At 42.0% G+C, this 14,724-nt stretch carries 15 protein-coding genes; 7 read left to right on the top strand and 8 right to left on the bottom strand.

Annotation, left to right across the window (positions count from 1 at the left end):
* The first annotated feature begins 1 nt into the window (after nucleotide 1).
* Together clpS and clpA are read left to right on the top strand one after the other, a co-directional pair.
* Nucleotides 2-331 carry an ATP-dependent Clp protease adapter ClpS gene (gene clpS, locus DI060_RS03810; protein WP_108973829.1) on the top strand — a complete coding sequence of 110 codons (330 nt, stop codon included), beginning with the start codon at nucleotides 2-4 and terminating at the stop codon, nucleotides 329-331.
* On the top strand, nucleotides 332-2,584 hold the full coding sequence (gene clpA / locus DI060_RS03805) for an ATP-dependent Clp protease ATP-binding subunit ClpA (RefSeq protein ID WP_108973827.1): 2,253 nt from the start codon (nucleotides 332-334) through the stop codon (nucleotides 2,582-2,584).
* Between the two features lie 2 nt (nucleotides 2,585-2,586).
* Here the strand turns inward: clpA and DI060_RS18885 are convergent, their stop codons facing one another.
* Together DI060_RS18885 and DI060_RS03795 are read right to left on the bottom strand one after the other, a co-directional pair.
* The gene (locus DI060_RS18885) at nucleotides 2,587-3,120 is read right to left on the bottom strand and encodes a hypothetical protein (protein WP_167836904.1); all 534 of its coding nucleotides are present in this window, start codon (nucleotides 3,118-3,120) and stop codon (nucleotides 2,587-2,589) included.
* Nucleotides 3,120-3,575, bottom strand: a complete 456-nt coding sequence (locus DI060_RS03795) for a RidA family protein (protein WP_108973825.1) — start codon at nucleotides 3,573-3,575, stop codon at nucleotides 3,120-3,122. The genes DI060_RS18885 and DI060_RS03795 overlap by 1 nt, the downstream gene beginning before the upstream one ends.
* Before the next feature lie 144 nt (nucleotides 3,576-3,719).
* On the opposite strand from DI060_RS03795, the gene DI060_RS03790 reads away from it, so the two are divergent.
* Together DI060_RS03790 and DI060_RS03785 are read left to right on the top strand one after the other, a co-directional pair.
* Nucleotides 3,720-4,163, top strand: a complete 444-nt coding sequence (locus DI060_RS03790) for an Hsp20/alpha crystallin family protein (RefSeq protein ID WP_108973823.1) — start codon at nucleotides 3,720-3,722, stop codon at nucleotides 4,161-4,163.
* 13 nt (nucleotides 4,164-4,176) lie between these two features.
* Complete coding sequence (locus tag DI060_RS03785; protein ID WP_108973821.1) at nucleotides 4,177-4,566, top strand: Hsp20/alpha crystallin family protein; 390 nt, start codon at nucleotides 4,177-4,179, stop codon at nucleotides 4,564-4,566.
* A 36-nt stretch (nucleotides 4,567-4,602) separates the two neighbouring features.
* Here DI060_RS03785 and hisC read toward each other — a convergent pair whose 3' ends face one another.
* Genes hisC through DI060_RS03770 form a run of 3 tightly spaced genes read right to left on the bottom strand, consistent with a single transcriptional unit; the run spans nucleotide 4,603 to nucleotide 8,638 of the window.
* Entirely contained in the window at nucleotides 4,603-5,700 is a 1,098-nt protein-coding gene (gene hisC, locus DI060_RS03780) for a histidinol-phosphate transaminase (protein WP_244594264.1), read from the bottom strand.
* Entirely contained in the window at nucleotides 5,681-7,183 is a 1,503-nt protein-coding gene (locus tag DI060_RS03775; protein WP_108973819.1) for a 2-isopropylmalate synthase, read from the bottom strand. Before DI060_RS03775 ends, hisC begins: the two co-directional genes overlap by 20 nt.
* Before the next feature lie 18 nt (nucleotides 7,184-7,201).
* A complete protein-coding gene (locus DI060_RS03770; RefSeq protein ID WP_108973817.1) occupies nucleotides 7,202-8,638 on the bottom strand; it encodes a hypothetical protein in 1,437 nt (478 codons plus the stop codon).
* Here DI060_RS03770 and DI060_RS03765 point away from each other — a divergent pair.
* Nucleotides 8,624-8,977: a hypothetical protein gene (locus DI060_RS03765; RefSeq protein WP_108973815.1), complete on the top strand. Its 354-nt coding sequence runs from the start codon at nucleotides 8,624-8,626 to the stop codon at nucleotides 8,975-8,977. The genes DI060_RS03770 and DI060_RS03765 overlap by 15 nt on opposite strands.
* On the opposite strand, the gene DI060_RS03760 is transcribed toward DI060_RS03765, so the two are convergent.
* Together DI060_RS03760 and DI060_RS03755 are read right to left on the bottom strand one after the other, a co-directional pair.
* Nucleotides 8,951-9,715, bottom strand: a complete 765-nt coding sequence (locus DI060_RS03760; protein ID WP_108973813.1) for a glycerophosphodiester phosphodiesterase — start codon at nucleotides 9,713-9,715, stop codon at nucleotides 8,951-8,953. The two genes, DI060_RS03765 and DI060_RS03760, sit on opposite strands and share 27 nt — an antisense overlap.
* Entirely contained in the window at nucleotides 9,715-10,425 is a 711-nt protein-coding gene (locus DI060_RS03755) for a queuosine precursor transporter (protein WP_108974057.1), read from the bottom strand. The genes DI060_RS03760 and DI060_RS03755 overlap by 1 nt, the downstream gene beginning before the upstream one ends.
* 135 nt (nucleotides 10,426-10,560) lie before the next feature.
* Between DI060_RS03755 and DI060_RS03750 the strand changes: the two genes are divergently transcribed.
* Nucleotides 10,561-12,099 (top strand): glycosyl hydrolase family 18 protein, encoded by a 1,539-nt coding sequence (locus tag DI060_RS03750; protein ID WP_108973811.1) that lies wholly within the window; start codon nucleotides 10,561-10,563, stop codon nucleotides 12,097-12,099.
* A 7-nt stretch (nucleotides 12,100-12,106) separates the two neighbouring features.
* Nucleotides 12,107-13,066: an L-threonylcarbamoyladenylate synthase gene (locus tag DI060_RS03745; RefSeq protein ID WP_108973809.1), complete on the top strand. Its 960-nt coding sequence runs from the start codon at nucleotides 12,107-12,109 to the stop codon at nucleotides 13,064-13,066.
* Between the two features lie 17 nt (nucleotides 13,067-13,083).
* On the opposite strand, the gene DI060_RS03740 is transcribed toward DI060_RS03745, so the two are convergent.
* The gene (locus DI060_RS03740; RefSeq protein WP_244594263.1) at nucleotides 13,084-14,586 is read right to left on the bottom strand and encodes a S49 family peptidase; all 1,503 of its coding nucleotides are present in this window, start codon (nucleotides 14,584-14,586) and stop codon (nucleotides 13,084-13,086) included.
* Nucleotides 14,587-14,724: the final 138 nt, after the last annotated feature.

The following is a 14,724-nucleotide window of genomic DNA, read 5'->3' as shown; positions in this document are numbered from 1 at the left end:
TATGGCAGATACAAAGAGAAAGATAGATAGTGATGTTGGATTACTGGAAAAGGAAAAAGTAAAACTAAAAAAACCCAGTCGTTACAAGGTAATCCTAATCAATGATGATTTTACTCCCCAAGAGTTTGTGGTTTGGGTTTTAGCAAAGGTATTCCGAAAGTCCATGGAAGAGTCAAAGCAGATTATGTGGACTGCACATACCACTGGATCAGCGGTCTGTGGGGTGTATCCATTGGATGTAGCCCAAACAAAAGTAGAAGAAGTTCATAGATATGCAGAGGAAGCGGGCCATCCACTCCAATGCCGTCTCGCAAAAGAAGAGGAGGAATAGATGAAATTATCAACAGATTTAGAAGAGTCTCTCGAAATCGCCAAAAAAGAAGCAGAAAAGTTTAACCATGAGTTTATAACCTTGGAACATATGTTATATGGACTGAGTTTCAATACAAAAGTTAAAGAAATACTCCTGAATGTAGGTTGTGATTTAGATTTACTCAGATCAGATTTAAACCAATACTTTGCGGATGACCTTTCCTCTATTTCCGTACCTGATATTAAAACACAGCCCAAGTATACCGTTGGGGTACAGTATGTAATCCAATTTGCAGTTTTCCATGTGCAAAATCATGGAAAAGAAGAAGTGGAAGGTCCAAACGTTCTTGTATCATTATTCCGTGAGGAAGATAGCCATGCTTGTTATCTCCTAGCAAAACAAAATATCACTAGACTAGATGTCGTAAAATACATTTCGCACGGTACAAAAAAGTCAAAACAAGAGGATGATTTTTTTACAGACGAGGAAAATGAAACCGAGGATGCAGACCAAGGCAAATCCGCATTGGAGAAATTTTGTGTCAACCTAACAGAAAAAGCAAGGGCTGGTAAGTTGGACCCTTGTATAGGCCGCAGTGATGAAATTGAAAGAACCATTCACATTCTGAGCCGGAGACGAAAGAACAATCCTATCTTTGTGGGAGAAGCCGGCGTGGGCAAAACTTCCATCGTAGAAGGCTTAGCACAAAGGATTGTGGAAGCCAAAGTTCCGAAGAGTCTTCTGGATACACAAATCTACTCATTGGACATGGGCCTTGTGATGGCTGGTACGAAGTTTCGTGGTGAATTTGAAGAGAGATTGAAAGGCATTCTCACAGAAGTACAAGGTGACTCCCATAAAGTATTATTCATTGATGAAATCCATACAATTGTAGGAGCTGGTGCTGTGTCAGGTGGCAGTTTAGATGCATCTAATTTGATGAAACCGGCCCTTGCGAATGGGGAATTGAAGTGCATCGGGACAACTACCTACAAGGAGTACAAATCTATTTTCGAAAAAGACCATGCCCTTAGCAGACGGTTCCAAAAAATTGAAGTAGCAGAACCAAGTTTAGATGATGCGGTGAAAATCCTCCAAGGTTTAAAAGAAAGGTATGAGACCTTTCATGCAGTAAAGTACAGTGCCAATGCACTCAAAGCAGCCGTAGAACTTTCAGATAAATACTTAAGAGAGAGGCAGCTACCTGACAAGGCCATTGACCTGATGGATGAGGCTGGTGCTTTGGTTAAACTTCGAGACACGCACAAAGAGGATACTAAGCGGATTGTCAGTACCCAAGAGATGGAAACGCTTGTAGCTAAGATAGCAAAAATACCTGCAAAAACAGTTAAAACAGACGACAAGAAGAAACTCCTACAATTATCCGAAGAGATGAAAGCCCATGTGTTTGGCCAAGATACAGCCATCGAACAAGTGGTAGATGCCATATTGTATTCTCGTTCCGGTCTTTCCGAAGAGACAAAACCAATTGGTAGCTTTTTATTTGTAGGTCCTACGGGTGTAGGAAAGACTGAAGTGGCAAAGACTCTTGCCAATCGTTTGGGAATCCATTTCCAAAGATTTGATATGAGTGAATATATGGAAAAACACTCGGTGTCTCGACTCATTGGATCTCCACCAGGCTATGTTGGATATGACCAAGGCGGCCAACTTACGGATGCAATCTCAAAAAATCCGCATTGTGTACTACTTTTGGATGAAATTGAAAAAGCACACGAGGATATTTACAATATTCTTCTCCAAGTTATGGACCATGCAACTTTAACGGATAGCACCGGTAAAAAAGCAGACTTTCGTCAGGTTATCCTCATCCTAACTACAAACACTGGGGCAACCGATAGAGCTAAACCTTTGTTGGGTTTTGAGCCTCATGAGTATGATGATAGAAGCATGAAAGCAATCGAGAGGACATTCAGTCCAGAATTTCGGAATCGTTTGACTTCTATTATTGAGTTCAATCATTTATCGATTGCCATTGTCGAGAACATAGTAGTGCGCATGTTTGGTGAGCTATCTGAAAAAGCAAAAGCAAAAGGCATCGAACTGAAATTGAGCAACGAAGCCCGAGGATATCTTGCAAAGAAAGGATATAGCAAAGAAATGGGAGCAAGGCCTATTCAAAGATTGATAGACCTTGAAATCGGAAAGCCACTAGCAAAGGTTCTTCTCTTTGAAGATGGAAAGAAACAGAGTTACGAGGTGCGATTGAAAGCGGAGCCCAATGAATCCTTGGACTTAGTTAAATTGTAAACTTACTTAATTTCAAATTTTCTATCCTCTTCTTGGAATGTAAAGTAGGCCAAGACAAAAGAGGATAGGGAAAAACCTGCAAACAAGTAGAAGATCGGTCTTGTTTTGACATCGGTGTGTTTTAAGAATTCATAAAAATACCTTTCTGGTTCCAAGTAGCCCCAAAAGAGTAGGATCAACAAAAGCATTTGGCTCGAAAAAAACCACATCCGGTTCCAGTTTGTCTTCCAAAAACCTAAAAAGAAAAAGTTCAAAACAGAAACTAAAATAAAGAAGAAATTCCACTTCGGCGAAAGGCTCACGATTTCTGATTGCTCATAGAACTGGATCTCGTATTGGAACCATGAGACAAAGCTGAGAGCTGCCTGGAAGAACAAGGCCAAGAACAAAAGTTTATCTAGAAGAAACTTCTGCTCCCAGAAGCGGTATAAAAAAAGAAATCCAGATTTGAAAAGCTCTAACCAACCTAATAGAACTAGCGGAATGAGTTGAATGGAAAAGGATATAAATGCAATCGTAGAACGCAAAACTTCCATTATACTTCCGCAACCAATTCTAATTCAACAATTGCATCCAAAGGCAGGGAACTGACTCCTATCGCAAAACGAGCATGTTTACCTTGTTCGCCAAACAGAGAGACCAAGAGTTCAGATGCACCATTCGCAACCAAATGCTGTTCTGTAAAATTAGGATGGGAGGCAACGTAGACACCCAGTTTTACAATCTTTTTAACCTCGCTTAAGTCCTTGATATGCATGAGTAAAGTAGAGAGGGCGTTCAGGCAACAAATCTCAGCTTGCTTTTTGGCAAGTTCAAGGCTCGCGGATTCTCCTACTTTCCCTTTGGCCTCAAGAGCGCCGTTTACCAAAGGCAATTGGCCCGAGGTGAAGACCAAATTTCCTACTTTTTGCGAGGGTAGATACAGTGCAAGGGCTTGGGGAACGGCGGGAAGCTTAAGTCCTAAGGATTCTAATCTCTCGAGGGGGTGCATGTTAGCATCATTTTCCAAGATTTTCTGGGGAAAAATCTATTTTTTTCCTAAGAAAATAAAAAAAAGATTGAAATTAGCAGTCTAAGACACAGAGTGCTAAATTAATTAGCAGTTAAAACATATGAGTGCCAATAGGAGGATCAGATGTTATTCCGAATCTTAGACAACCCACATAGACATAACCCATTCTGGAGGGATTTCGATCGTTTCAATGAAGAGATCACGAGATCGATTCTTGATGCACAGTTTGGGAACTTAAGAAGTTTCCCTCCTGTGAATATCTTTACTAAGGAGGAGGAGGCTCTAGTGACTGCCCTCGTACCTGGTATGGACATTGAAAACATTGATATCTCGGTGAAAGACAATCTACTCACCATCCACGGAAAGAAGAACTCGGAAGAATTAGCAGAAGGAACTGAAGTGCACCGTCGAGAGATCTTCTCAGGAGATTTTACTCGCACCATTGAACTTCCGTTCCGAGTTAATTCGGATAAGGTGAGCGCAAAGTATACAAACGGTGTGCTCCAAATCCTTCTGCCCAGAAGAGAAGAAGATAAACCGAAAAAGATAAACATTAATTTTGGATAAGAGGAGAAGTGCCATGACTGCATTGACAAACCAAAATACAAATTCGACAGCAACTGTAGAGCAGACTAAAAAAGAAGAAAAAGTATATTCGCCTAACGTAAATATCTACGAGACCAAGGAAAACTTTATTCTCATTGTTGAGATGCCTGGCATAGACCAAAGCTCTGTTGAAGTGAGCGTTGAAAAAGATGTCCTAAGCATCGAAGGAAACGTTCAATTCGATCATTCCCACGGAGAAGAGGCATCTCTTGTAGAATTCCGAGGAGGGCGGTATGCAAGAAAGTTCACCATCGGAAAGTTTGTAGATGTGGAAAATGCCCAAGCAAAAATGAAACAGGGCATTTTGGAACTCACATTACCAAAAATAGAACCGAAAAAGACAAAGATCACAATACAATCCTAAGGATTGGAACACTCACCTCTCGAAAGGGGTGAGTGTTTATAAAATCTCTCGTAAGGCTTCCAAAAGCAAATCAGATTCCTCACTTGTCCCTATTGAAATCCGAACGTAGTTTCTAGAAATACCTTTAGAAAAGTAACGCACAAAGATATTGCGGTCTTTTAGGCGAATATAGATTTCTTCGGGACTTGTAGCGCCTAACGGTTTGCAAAACAAAAAATTTGTATGGCTTTCTGGGATAAAAAAATCCAAAGCCTCGAGTGCTTGTTTCAGTCTTTGTCTTTCTACGATTACTTTTTTTCTTGATTCCGAGAAGTAAGTCTCATCTTCAAAGGCGATTTGAGCGATCTTTTGTTCCAACATCCCAACATTGTAAGAGTCTTTCAATTTTTGAATGTTTGCGACCAATTCTTTCGACGCGACCAAATAGCCAACTCTCAGTCCTGCTAGGGAATAGGATTTGGAAAAAGTTCTTGTTACTATGAGATTTGCGTTGTGTTGGATTTCATCAATTAAACTCTCGCCATCCTCCGCAAAATCAATGTAAGCCTCATCGGACAGTACGTAACCAGGAAAGGATTTGATGAGTGATATAAGATCTGATTTTGCTTCTTTAATACCTGTTGGAGCATTAGGATGAGCGAAAGCAAGTAGTTTAGCTTGCCTAGATTGTAGATCTTCAAGATTCATATGGAGGTTTGACAATAGAGGGGAGGTTTCAAATCGTACTCCACACATCAACTGTTCTACGAGAACGGGATAGAGTGAATAGGTAGGCTCGGGTGCAAGGATACTATCTCCTGGACCTAATACTGCTTGAAATAGCAAACGAAGTGCCTCATCACTTCCATTGGTCACTAGGATTTGGTCAGGGTGCAATTTGTACTTTTTTGCAATGCTATTCCGTAGAGCCTCAGAGTTGTAATGTGGATACTTCCTAAGAAATCCTTTATCCAAGATTTCTTGGATTTCGGCTTTGATCTTTGGAGAGGGGGGGTATGGATTTTCGTTGGTATTGAGTTTTATCACTCTTTCCCCAACCTTGGGTTGCTCGCCTGGCGTGTAGGGGCTTAATCCTAAGACTTCCTTTCTGGGACTGATTTGGCTTGTTTTCATATTAGAGACGGTTGAGCGCATCTATATATGCAAGTGCGCAAGCTTCTATGATATCTGTTGAATCTCCCTTACCGACAACACGTTTGCCGGCATATTCCAAAGTGACAGATGCTTCCGCCATGGCGTCCGTCCCTTCTGTAACTGGGGAGATCAAAAGCCTTGAGAGTAAGGGTTGAAAGCCAGTGACTTGATCGATGGCTTTAAAGATACTGTCCACGGGACCATCGCCTTCGGCGATTGATTCCTTTTCTTCTTGGTTGGTTAAAATCTTAACCTTTGCTTTTGGCGTTTTTTGAGAAGCTGTGTTTTGTTCAAAGGAAAGGAGTTGGTATTTCCCTTCTACTTGGTTTTTTCGTGTTTGTGCTTGGAAGAGTGCTGAAATGTCTTCATCGAACACTTCTTTCTTTTTATCTGCAATCTCTAAAAATCTCTGGTAGGCACTTTCCAATTCTTCTTCTCGAGGATCAAAGCCGAGGCGAATGATGCGGTCTTTAAAACCAGCTCTGCCAGAATGTCTACCCAATACCATACGATTGGATTTTAAACCAACAGACTCCGGTGTCATGATTTCATAGGTTTGTCTATTTTTGATCACTCCATCCTGGTGTATGCCGGATTCATGAGCAAAGGCATTGGCACCAACTATGGCTTTGTTAGGTTGTACTACCATCCCGGTGATGGTTTTGACCAAATGCGAGCCCCTGGTGATGAGGCTTGTATCGATTTTTGTTTCAACTTTAAAGGTATCCTTCCGTGTCCGAAGGGCCATGACAACTTCTTCCATCGCCGTATTGCCCGCCCGTTCTCCAATGCCATTGATGGTGCATTCGATTTGGCGTCCACCGGCAAGCACAGTCGAGAGAGAGTTCGCGACCGCTAATCCGAGGTCATTGTGGCAATGAGCTGAAAAAATGACTGCATCGGCACCCTTTACCTTTTCTTTTAGGAACTTGAAGAGCTCAAAGTATTCTTGAGGTGTCGTATAACCGACGGTATCTGGGATGTTGATGGTAGTTGCACCTTCCTCAATGACGGCCTCTACAAGTTCTCTCAGGAATTCCCATTCCGAACGAGTTGCATCCTCAGGTGAAAATTCCACGTCCTCCACAAAACCTCTGGCCATGCGAACTGCTTCCCTGGCCATTTGTAAGACTTCGCTTGGGCTCTTACCCAATTTATGTTTCATATGGATGGGGGATGAGGCAATGAAGGTATGGATCCTTTGTTTCTTTGCGGCTTTGATGGCATCTCGCGCCGACTCCAGGTCTGGTCGAAGGGAACGGGCAAGAGCGCAGATGGTAGGGCCCTCAACCTCTCGTGCAATGCGAGACACAGCCTGGAATTGGACAGGGGATGAAATGGGGAATCCGGCTTCGATGATGTCTACATTCATCTTGGCCAGGTGTAAGGCAATTTCTACCTTTTCATCTTCGCTCATGGCCGCACCTGGGCACTGTTCTCCATCTCGTAAGGTTGTGTCAAAAATGCGTACGTAATCTTCCATCTCCTTCCAGCACAATATTTAGAAGTCCTTTGTCAAGGAGTTCGGTATCCATTTCCTTGCCTCCCTTTCTTCAGGAGATTCGGGAAGAGATTTGTCTTCTCGGCGCCCGATCCAATTGTAGGCTTTCCCATCTACACCGATGCTCTCTGCGGAAATCCTTCCATCTGAGTAGAACCTGATTTTTTGGCTTGTCTCATAGTTGCTTAGGATGGGCTTTCTTTGGTTTTCTAGATAGGTAAGGATTTGTTTGACCCGCTCCGATTGGAAGTCAAGGTAGTGGTCCCTATCTCGGAGAAAAGATAGGGAGAGAAGGAAAAGGAAGGTCCAAAGTAGAGCTGTGATGGAAAACCGGATGTGGTTTGTACTCCGAAGAGCCTTGCCATGAGAAACAAATTCCAAACTGAACAGGCATAAGGGTAAGGTCAGATACCGAATCGGGAATGGATGGGGGTATAAAAATCTTCCTACGAAGACCAGAAAGGCAAAGTGAATGAAAAATAACAAAGCTAAGTTTGGAAAGATTTGCTTTGGATCTCGAAAGAAGATTTGTTGGATGAGTCCTAAGGCAAATGCAAATATGTAGACTTTGTTACCATCATACAAAAGGATCTTTGCGAAATCATAAACATAATGGAGGACTAAATGTCCCAATTGAGAGAAGGAGGAGGAAGCTAATTTCAGAAAGAGGATTTGTAAGGAGGCTTGCGGCCTAAGGACATCGGAGAGAGAGAATAGGATGATTTCTGAGAATAAAATAATAAACAAGAAAGCAAAGGAGATCTGGATTTTACTTTGAAGTCTTTTGGGTCGAAGCCAGATAAACAGAAAACTCAAAACGATCATTTTATCAGAGAGATAAAAGAGAAGACCAAAGAAGACATAGGTCAGCCAAGCTAAAATAGTTTTCTTCTGCTTCTCAAGAAAGAAAAAGCTTAACAATACAAAGAGCAGTAGACTGGCATGGTGACCAACTAGGAAGAGGTAGAGAAATGGATGGTATTGGCTTGGCCAAACCAACTCGATTGCAAAGCTAAAGAGAAGGAGAAGAAACCATAGCCTTAGGATTTCCAAAGCCTTTGTCCTTCCCTTATGCCTTTTTATGTAAACATATACGACAAAAAATAAAACAAAAGCCTGAGTGAAGGAAGCACCGAGGACTTGAGCTCCTGGACTTTCCCAATGCATAGGAAACCAAACCAAAAAAAGATCAGGGAAAAAGTAAAGGGAAGGAGGAAGATTCCAATCCGCTATAGGTACCGCATGCAAAAGATCTTTTGCGAGTAAGAATAAGTAAAGGTGGTCAGCATGGAAGAGCTCTGGATAAAATAAAAAAGGGAGAAATACATATAAAGAGAGTAAGGTCGTGCCCAAAGACAAGAAATTCAGTATTTGCTCGGGAATTGAATTGCCCTTTCTCGTATGGAACCAGGATATAAGGGAATGGATTCCTTTCAATTCTATGCTTTTAACCTCTTAGCAAATCCAGATGCCCGAAAAGCGGCAGAGCTTTATCATTCCATCTTTGGATTTCCCATTTTAATGGCAAACGAAAGCCATGCCGAGTTAGAGATCCATACAGGGACAAGGCTCATTTTTTCTAGACCCAAGAAACTCTGCCCTGTGGAGCCCGGGACATTGACTCTGCTATGTAAGGATTTTTTTTTGGAAGGGCTATCAGAGTTCCAGATAGAATCAAAAGCGACTGAAACGTATTGGTCGTTTTTAGATCCATGGAATAACCGCATCTGGCTGTATATCTCTCAAGAACTAAGCCTTACGAAAGTTCAAAAATAGATCAGGTCTATCAGTGATCAGTCCTCGTAATCCCCAAGGAAGCATCCTTTCCCAATCTTTTGGATCATTCATTGTATATGGTATGACTGAGTAAGACATAGAGGAAAGTTCTATCATTGTATCTTTCGTTAAACCTTTGTAATTTGGTAGAAAAAGGTCTGGTTCTGAAACAAAATCCTGTTTAAGGGAATCCCCTTCCTCTAAGAGTTGGCCTCTGAGAAGTGCAGGATTTTCCCTCTTGACTGCTTCCAATAAAAAAGGATCAAAAGATGTAATGAAGACTCTATGGTTAGCTTTGCATCGGCTAAGAAGAGTTACCAGGTGTTTGGCGAGAAGCTTTCGTTCATTTTCATCTTCGTTGGATTTCACTTCGATATCAAAGATAGTGCTAACTGGCAATTCGTAAAAAAGGGATTCTAAACTCGGTACCTTAGTACCTGCAAACTTAGGTGAAAAGTAAGAGCCAGCATCTAAGGTTTGGATTTCTTCGAAGGTTTTTTCTCTGACTAAGCCCTCTCCATTGGTCGTACGGTTAAGGGTTTCATCATGGATCACAACCAATACTTCATCCTTTGTGAGCATAGTATCTAACTCAAAGTAGCGAGTGGATTGCAAACCAAGCTGGAAGGCTTTTAAGGTATTCTCAGGCACTAGCTCTCGCATACCTCTATGGCCAAAGCAAACAAACCCAGGCCCGAGGAGTTCCTCCAATTGTTTCTTTCTGGGGGAAGCCATCATCAGCCTGCCGGAAGGCTTCTCTCGTAGCCTTCCTCTTCCATAGCTTGACGCAAAAGGATTTGTTTGGTTTCCTCTCCCAAAAAACGATCTATGTACATATGGATTGCATACAAGAGAGGGGTAATGAGTAAGGCAACTGCCATCTTGTATACGAAGTTTGTATTGGATATCGAAACCATAGACCCAAGGCTATGGCTTGACCAAAGCACAATGAAAATCACCACATAGGAATCAATGAGTTGTGAGATAACCGTGGATCCTGTGGCTCTGAGCCAGATGTGTTTTCCCTTTGTTTTTTGTCTTAGATAATGGAACACATGGATATCAATCATTTGCCCTATTAGATAGGCAATCACCGAACCTATGATTACCCGGCCAGAATTTGCAAAGACAGTTCGAAAAGAATGGTCATCGATAGGTGAGTTCTCGATCGCGGGGATTTGGATATCGATAAAGATCAAAAGATAGGCTAGAGAGATCATGATCATTCCAAGAAGGGTCGTAGCACGTACTACTTTGCGACCGAAGTATTCGTTTAACAGATCTGTGATGATAAAGGTAACAGGGAAGGGTATCACACCCATCGTCATAGTGAAGCCAAATGCGGAAAAAAGTTTACTACCTGTCAGTTCTGCCATCAAAAGAAAGGTCAAAAAAAGACTAAGTAGAACACAGTAAAGAACAACGGCTTTATCTTTGAATAGGTGCATATCCATCCCTCTCGCTTTACAGGTTTTTATACTGTGAGAGAATTCCTAGTTCAAAAATATGGTCAGAGAGAGAATTTCCTCTACTTTAATTTCTTTTTAGTTCTAATCAAATTAGAACGATAATGATACAAATATATGTCTGAAAACAGCCCAATCGAGACCAAAAAAACACTTTCTCCCAGAGCGAAGTATACCTTCCTATTTGCTAGCTGGGTTTTTTTATCCGCTTTCTCCTTTTATCTCGGCATGAATCTGATGTCCAACCGAGATTCCGAATCCATCCAATTGAAAAATGTTTCTGCTAGTGCAAAGGAAGCACTGGAACAGGTAGAAAAGGAAGTGAATCCATCTAGCCTTGATGAAACAAAAGAACCTTCCCAAACCACCGTGCAAGAAGAAGCAGACAAGGCTCCAGAGTTTCTAGCCAAAGAGGATGTGAGTTTCCGTGCCTCAGCCTGGTCAACAGACTGGTCTGCCATGAGAAAAACGGTGCACCTATACAATGAAATCCACCCCTTCATTTATACGATGCGTGGTGGGCTCTCCAACAATGGGGAATTGATTTCCTCTTGGTCACAAACCGCAAGGAAGGAACGAGTCCAAGAGATGCGACAAATCAATCCTAAAGTGAAGATCATTCCCACGATCTTTCGTTGGGAAAACCCAAAAGAAAAGATAAACGAAAACATAGGAATGGGTGGGCGAACGGACATCCGTGACCACCACATCCAGGTGATTGTAAACGAGGTAGAAACCTACGGATACGATGGAATTGACATCGACTACGAAGGCATGAGTTGCGAAAAGAAAGAAAAGTTTGAAGAGTTCTTTGTTTTACTCGCAAAGGAATTGCATAAACGTCGAAAACTCATCTCCGTTGCCGTTCACCCCAAGACTCCGAGCGACAAGAAAAAAGAACTCCGATGCAAAGGGCTTTCCAAGGCCATCGAAATGGATTTCCGTGAAAATTGGCGTGGACCTACGACTCATGACTATGCCTTCTTGGCTAAGCACGCTGATCGAGTTAAGATCATGGCTTATGAGCTCCACCCAAGGAAGTACCATAACCCAGGCCCTGGCCCACAAGCACCAAATGTTTGGTTGAAAGAGATCATCTCCTATGCCAAAAAACGAGTTCCCACAGAAAAATTGTACATGGCCATTCCAACCTATGGTTATGATTGGGCTTTGAATTGTAAGGCCTCAGCAAAGGCTGTTTACCACTCGGATGTGATTCGCATCAGAAGTGGCGCCCATAAAAAGCACCAACCCACAGATATCAACCAAATCCTTTTGACCGAGAACAAAGTAGCCAATTGGAGAAACCTCTCCAAATTCGCGGATATACATAAAAACCGCGCCTATGAAGATCCGACACTCTGGTATTCAAGTGGTGGTTGCGACCGAGTTGCTTTTTACATGAACCGTAAGGCCTTTGAAGAGAAGATGACTCTCCTTCGTAAGTATGACTTAGGTGGTTTCTCTTTTTGGCAACTCGTAACTGACAATGATCCTGAAATCAATGATTACCTTGCTCTCTTAGTCCAAGGAAAGCTCCCTGCCGTTGAAAAGGTTAAGGAAGTGGAAGTTGAAGAGACGGCAAAACCAGAAGAAAAAAAGACAAGCTTAAAGCTTTCTACTAACAAGGAAAAGACGAAAAAAGTCTCTTTATAAAAACTATATGAAGACCCTCATCACTGAAGATCCAGTTCCTCTGGGACAGCTGATCCGAGAGGGGGGCTTGGTAGTCTTTCCAACTGAAACCGTCTTTGGCATTGGCGCCGATAGCACTCAAGCTTCCGCCTGTGCCAAGATCTATGAAATCAAAAAACGCCCTAAAGACAACCCTCTCATCGCCCATTTTCGGCATTGGTCAGCTATAGAAGAATATTGCGAAATTCCGAAAATCGCCAAACAACTGTTCCAGAAATTTAGTCCAGGGCCCTTGGCACTTGTTTTACCGACCAAAGAAAAACCCATTTTTACTTGTGGACTTCCAAGCCTTGCTGTTCGGATCCCAAACCATGCAGGGGCACTTTCGCTTTTAGAAGCAGCAAAGGTCCCCATCTCTGCGCCCTCTGCGAACCTAAGTGGGAGGCCCAGTTTGACTAGGATTGAGGATGTGATTCGGGAATTTGATGGTAAGGTGGAGGGAATTTTATTAGGCGAGATCCCAGAGATCGGAATTGAATCCACAGTGCTCGACCTAACTTCCGAACATCCCGTACTTCTGAGGCCAGGAATGCTGAGTGTAGAAAGGATAGAAAATTATCTAAAGACAGAAGGGATAGTATCCAAAATCAACCAAATAGAGGGAACTTCTTTGCAACCATTAAGCCCAGGTATGAAGTATAGGCATTATGCTCCAGATGCGCAGGTAATCCTTCTTCCCAAGGATGCCTTCCTTGAGTTTCAATCTAAAGGTGAGACGAACGATCTATTCCTCGGTTTTCATATCTCAAGTCCAAAGAAAGGTGATGTTTTATTAGAGAATAACAATGATTATATGAAAAAACTCTATAGTACTTTGGTTGATGCAGATTTGCTTGGAAAAAAAAGAGTTATATGTGAAATGCCCAAACCGGATGAATATGCAAAAGCAATATTGAATCGAATTACCAAGGCTATCGCCAGATCATAGCCAAAGGTAGGCTTCCTTTAGTATTGTATACGGATTGGCAAATAATACAAAACCCGATTCAATAAATGCGATTCCAGGAATTGGAAGCTCTCTTGCAAATGCCTCTGGTTACGGAAAAAACGACCGAGTAAGGGAATTTCGGAACGTATATGGTAAATCGGTAATTCATAAGAGATAAACATTCTTTCTGTTCCTAGCTTTGTCTTAATGGTTTGGATCAACTGAAAGATACCTCCCAGTTCATCTACGACCTTATTTTCTTTTTTGGGTAAGTAAACCCTGCCACCACCTAAAGATTTTAGGTCAGCATCTGTGAATCCTCGACCTTCTTTCACACGATTATAAAACTGTAACTCCACCCTTCGGATTTCCTCGTGTAGGAGTTGTTTGGACTTTGTTGTTAAGGGAGTGTATTCCGAATGGATCTCACGGAATGGGTAAAATCCTATGGGTTCTTTTTTGATTTTGAATTTGTTGTACAATTTTTTTATGTTGGCTCTTATGGAAACTGCACCAATGGAACCCGTAATGCATATTGGGGAGGCATAAATCGCTTCCGTCGCCGAGGCTATGTAGTATCCTCCACTTGCGGCTGTATTGCGAAAGTAGGCAAAGACGGGCTTTTTTTCTCTGAGTTGTTTGATCTCTTGGTAGAGAAGCTCAGAGTGAAAGGCAGAACCACCTGGGCTATCAATCTCTAAGATTACCGCTTTCACATTTGCATCTTCCCTGAGTGACTGCAGAAGTTTGATGCTCGGATATGCACTAATCTTTCCAAGCTCACGATTTTCCTCTTGGAAGTCTCCAGCGGTTATCCCTCCTTCTAAAGGGACAATGCTAAGGAAAGCTCTTCGTTTCGGGAAAAATCGGAAGTCACTTGCGGCTTTCCATCGAGGGAGGGCACTTTCATCGGTGAAAGGCTTCTCCTCAGAAAAGAAGTCTTCTTCCTTTGCGATCCCATTTGCAAATCCACAAGCAAGAAGACTTGAGGCAGATAAAAATGGTTGGTAAAAGATAGATTCATGGTTTGATATCTTTTCTTGCAATGCCTTGAGAATCTTTGACTGCAGCTCTTCTATGAGCTGAGAAATGTTCTGTTTTGCTTCTTTACTGAATGAGTTTCTAGTAAAACTTTCCGCAAATGACTTAAATGGCCCACTTGCAAATGCTTCTATTTCAATACCCCATGTCTTTAAAAAATCACCGTAAAAGGAAGGTTCGGCGGAGGGAAGGGATAGCTGAAATTCGGCATTCTCATTTAGATACACTTCATCGCAGGCAGAAAGAAGTAAAAGACTTGCCAGTCCACCTTCTTTGGCGAAACCAAAGAACCGGATTTGTTTTTCGACTTTCAATCTAACAATTTCTTCTCTTACTTCCCAAACATCGGCTAAAGTCCAGCGGATTGGCGGCAAAGAAATTTTGATCTCTTGGATATGGTTTTGATGGTATAAGATTTGAAACAGATGTAAAAATTCGATACGGTTGGGATTGCTAGGTTTGCCTTGGAATTTGCGCACAAAAAATGATTTTTCGGAAGTCTCAAATTCGGTTGGAAATTCCCAGTGTATCCGGTTTTTTTTTCTGAGCCTTGTGCTCCTTAAGAGAAGAAAAAGAAAGTAAAAAAGTCGGATCGGGAAAAAGAAAAATTGAAAGAA

The organism is Leptospira ryugenii, from assembly GCF_003114855.1.
Classification (GTDB): domain Bacteria; phylum Spirochaetota; class Leptospiria; order Leptospirales; family Leptospiraceae; genus Leptospira_A; species Leptospira_A ryugenii.
The sequence above is the reverse complement of the archived record's forward strand: the minus strand, read 5'-3'. Positions and strand labels throughout refer to the sequence as shown.

What these genes read in the sequence shown, in the direction of transcription:
- DI060_RS03775 (WP_108973819.1), bottom strand. Translation starts at nt 7,183, where the DNA reads ATGGAAGATTACGTACGCATTTTTGACACAACCTTACGAGATGGAGAA.
- DI060_RS03745 (WP_108973809.1), top strand. Translation starts at nt 12,107, where the DNA reads ATGAAGACCCTCATCACTGAAGATCCAGTTCCTCTGGGACAGCTGATC.
- clpA (WP_108973827.1), top strand. Translation starts at nt 332, where the DNA reads ATGAAATTATCAACAGATTTAGAAGAGTCTCTCGAAATCGCCAAAAAA.
- hisC (WP_244594264.1), bottom strand. Translation starts at nt 5,700, where the DNA reads ATGCGCTCAACCGTCTCTAATATGAAAACAAGCCAAATCAGTCCCAGA.
- DI060_RS03755 (WP_108974057.1), bottom strand. Translation starts at nt 10,425, where the DNA reads ATGCACCTATTCAAAGATAAAGCCGTTGTTCTTTACTGTGTTCTACTT.
- DI060_RS03785 (WP_108973821.1), top strand. Translation starts at nt 4,177, where the DNA reads ATGACTGCATTGACAAACCAAAATACAAATTCGACAGCAACTGTAGAG.
- DI060_RS03760 (WP_108973813.1), bottom strand. Translation starts at nt 9,715, where the DNA reads ATGATGGCTTCCCCCAGAAAGAAACAATTGGAGGAACTCCTCGGGCCT.
- DI060_RS03790 (WP_108973823.1), top strand. Translation starts at nt 3,720, where the DNA reads ATGTTATTCCGAATCTTAGACAACCCACATAGACATAACCCATTCTGG.
- clpS (WP_108973829.1), top strand. Translation starts at nt 2, where the DNA reads ATGGCAGATACAAAGAGAAAGATAGATAGTGATGTTGGATTACTGGAA.
- DI060_RS03765 (WP_108973815.1), top strand. Translation starts at nt 8,624, where the DNA reads ATGGATTCCTTTCAATTCTATGCTTTTAACCTCTTAGCAAATCCAGAT.
- DI060_RS03795 (WP_108973825.1), bottom strand. Translation starts at nt 3,575, where the DNA reads ATGCACCCCCTCGAGAGATTAGAATCCTTAGGACTTAAGCTTCCCGCC.
- DI060_RS03750 (WP_108973811.1), top strand. Translation starts at nt 10,561, where the DNA reads ATGTCTGAAAACAGCCCAATCGAGACCAAAAAAACACTTTCTCCCAGA.
- DI060_RS18885 (WP_167836904.1), bottom strand. Translation starts at nt 3,120, where the DNA reads ATGGAAGTTTTGCGTTCTACGATTGCATTTATATCCTTTTCCATTCAA.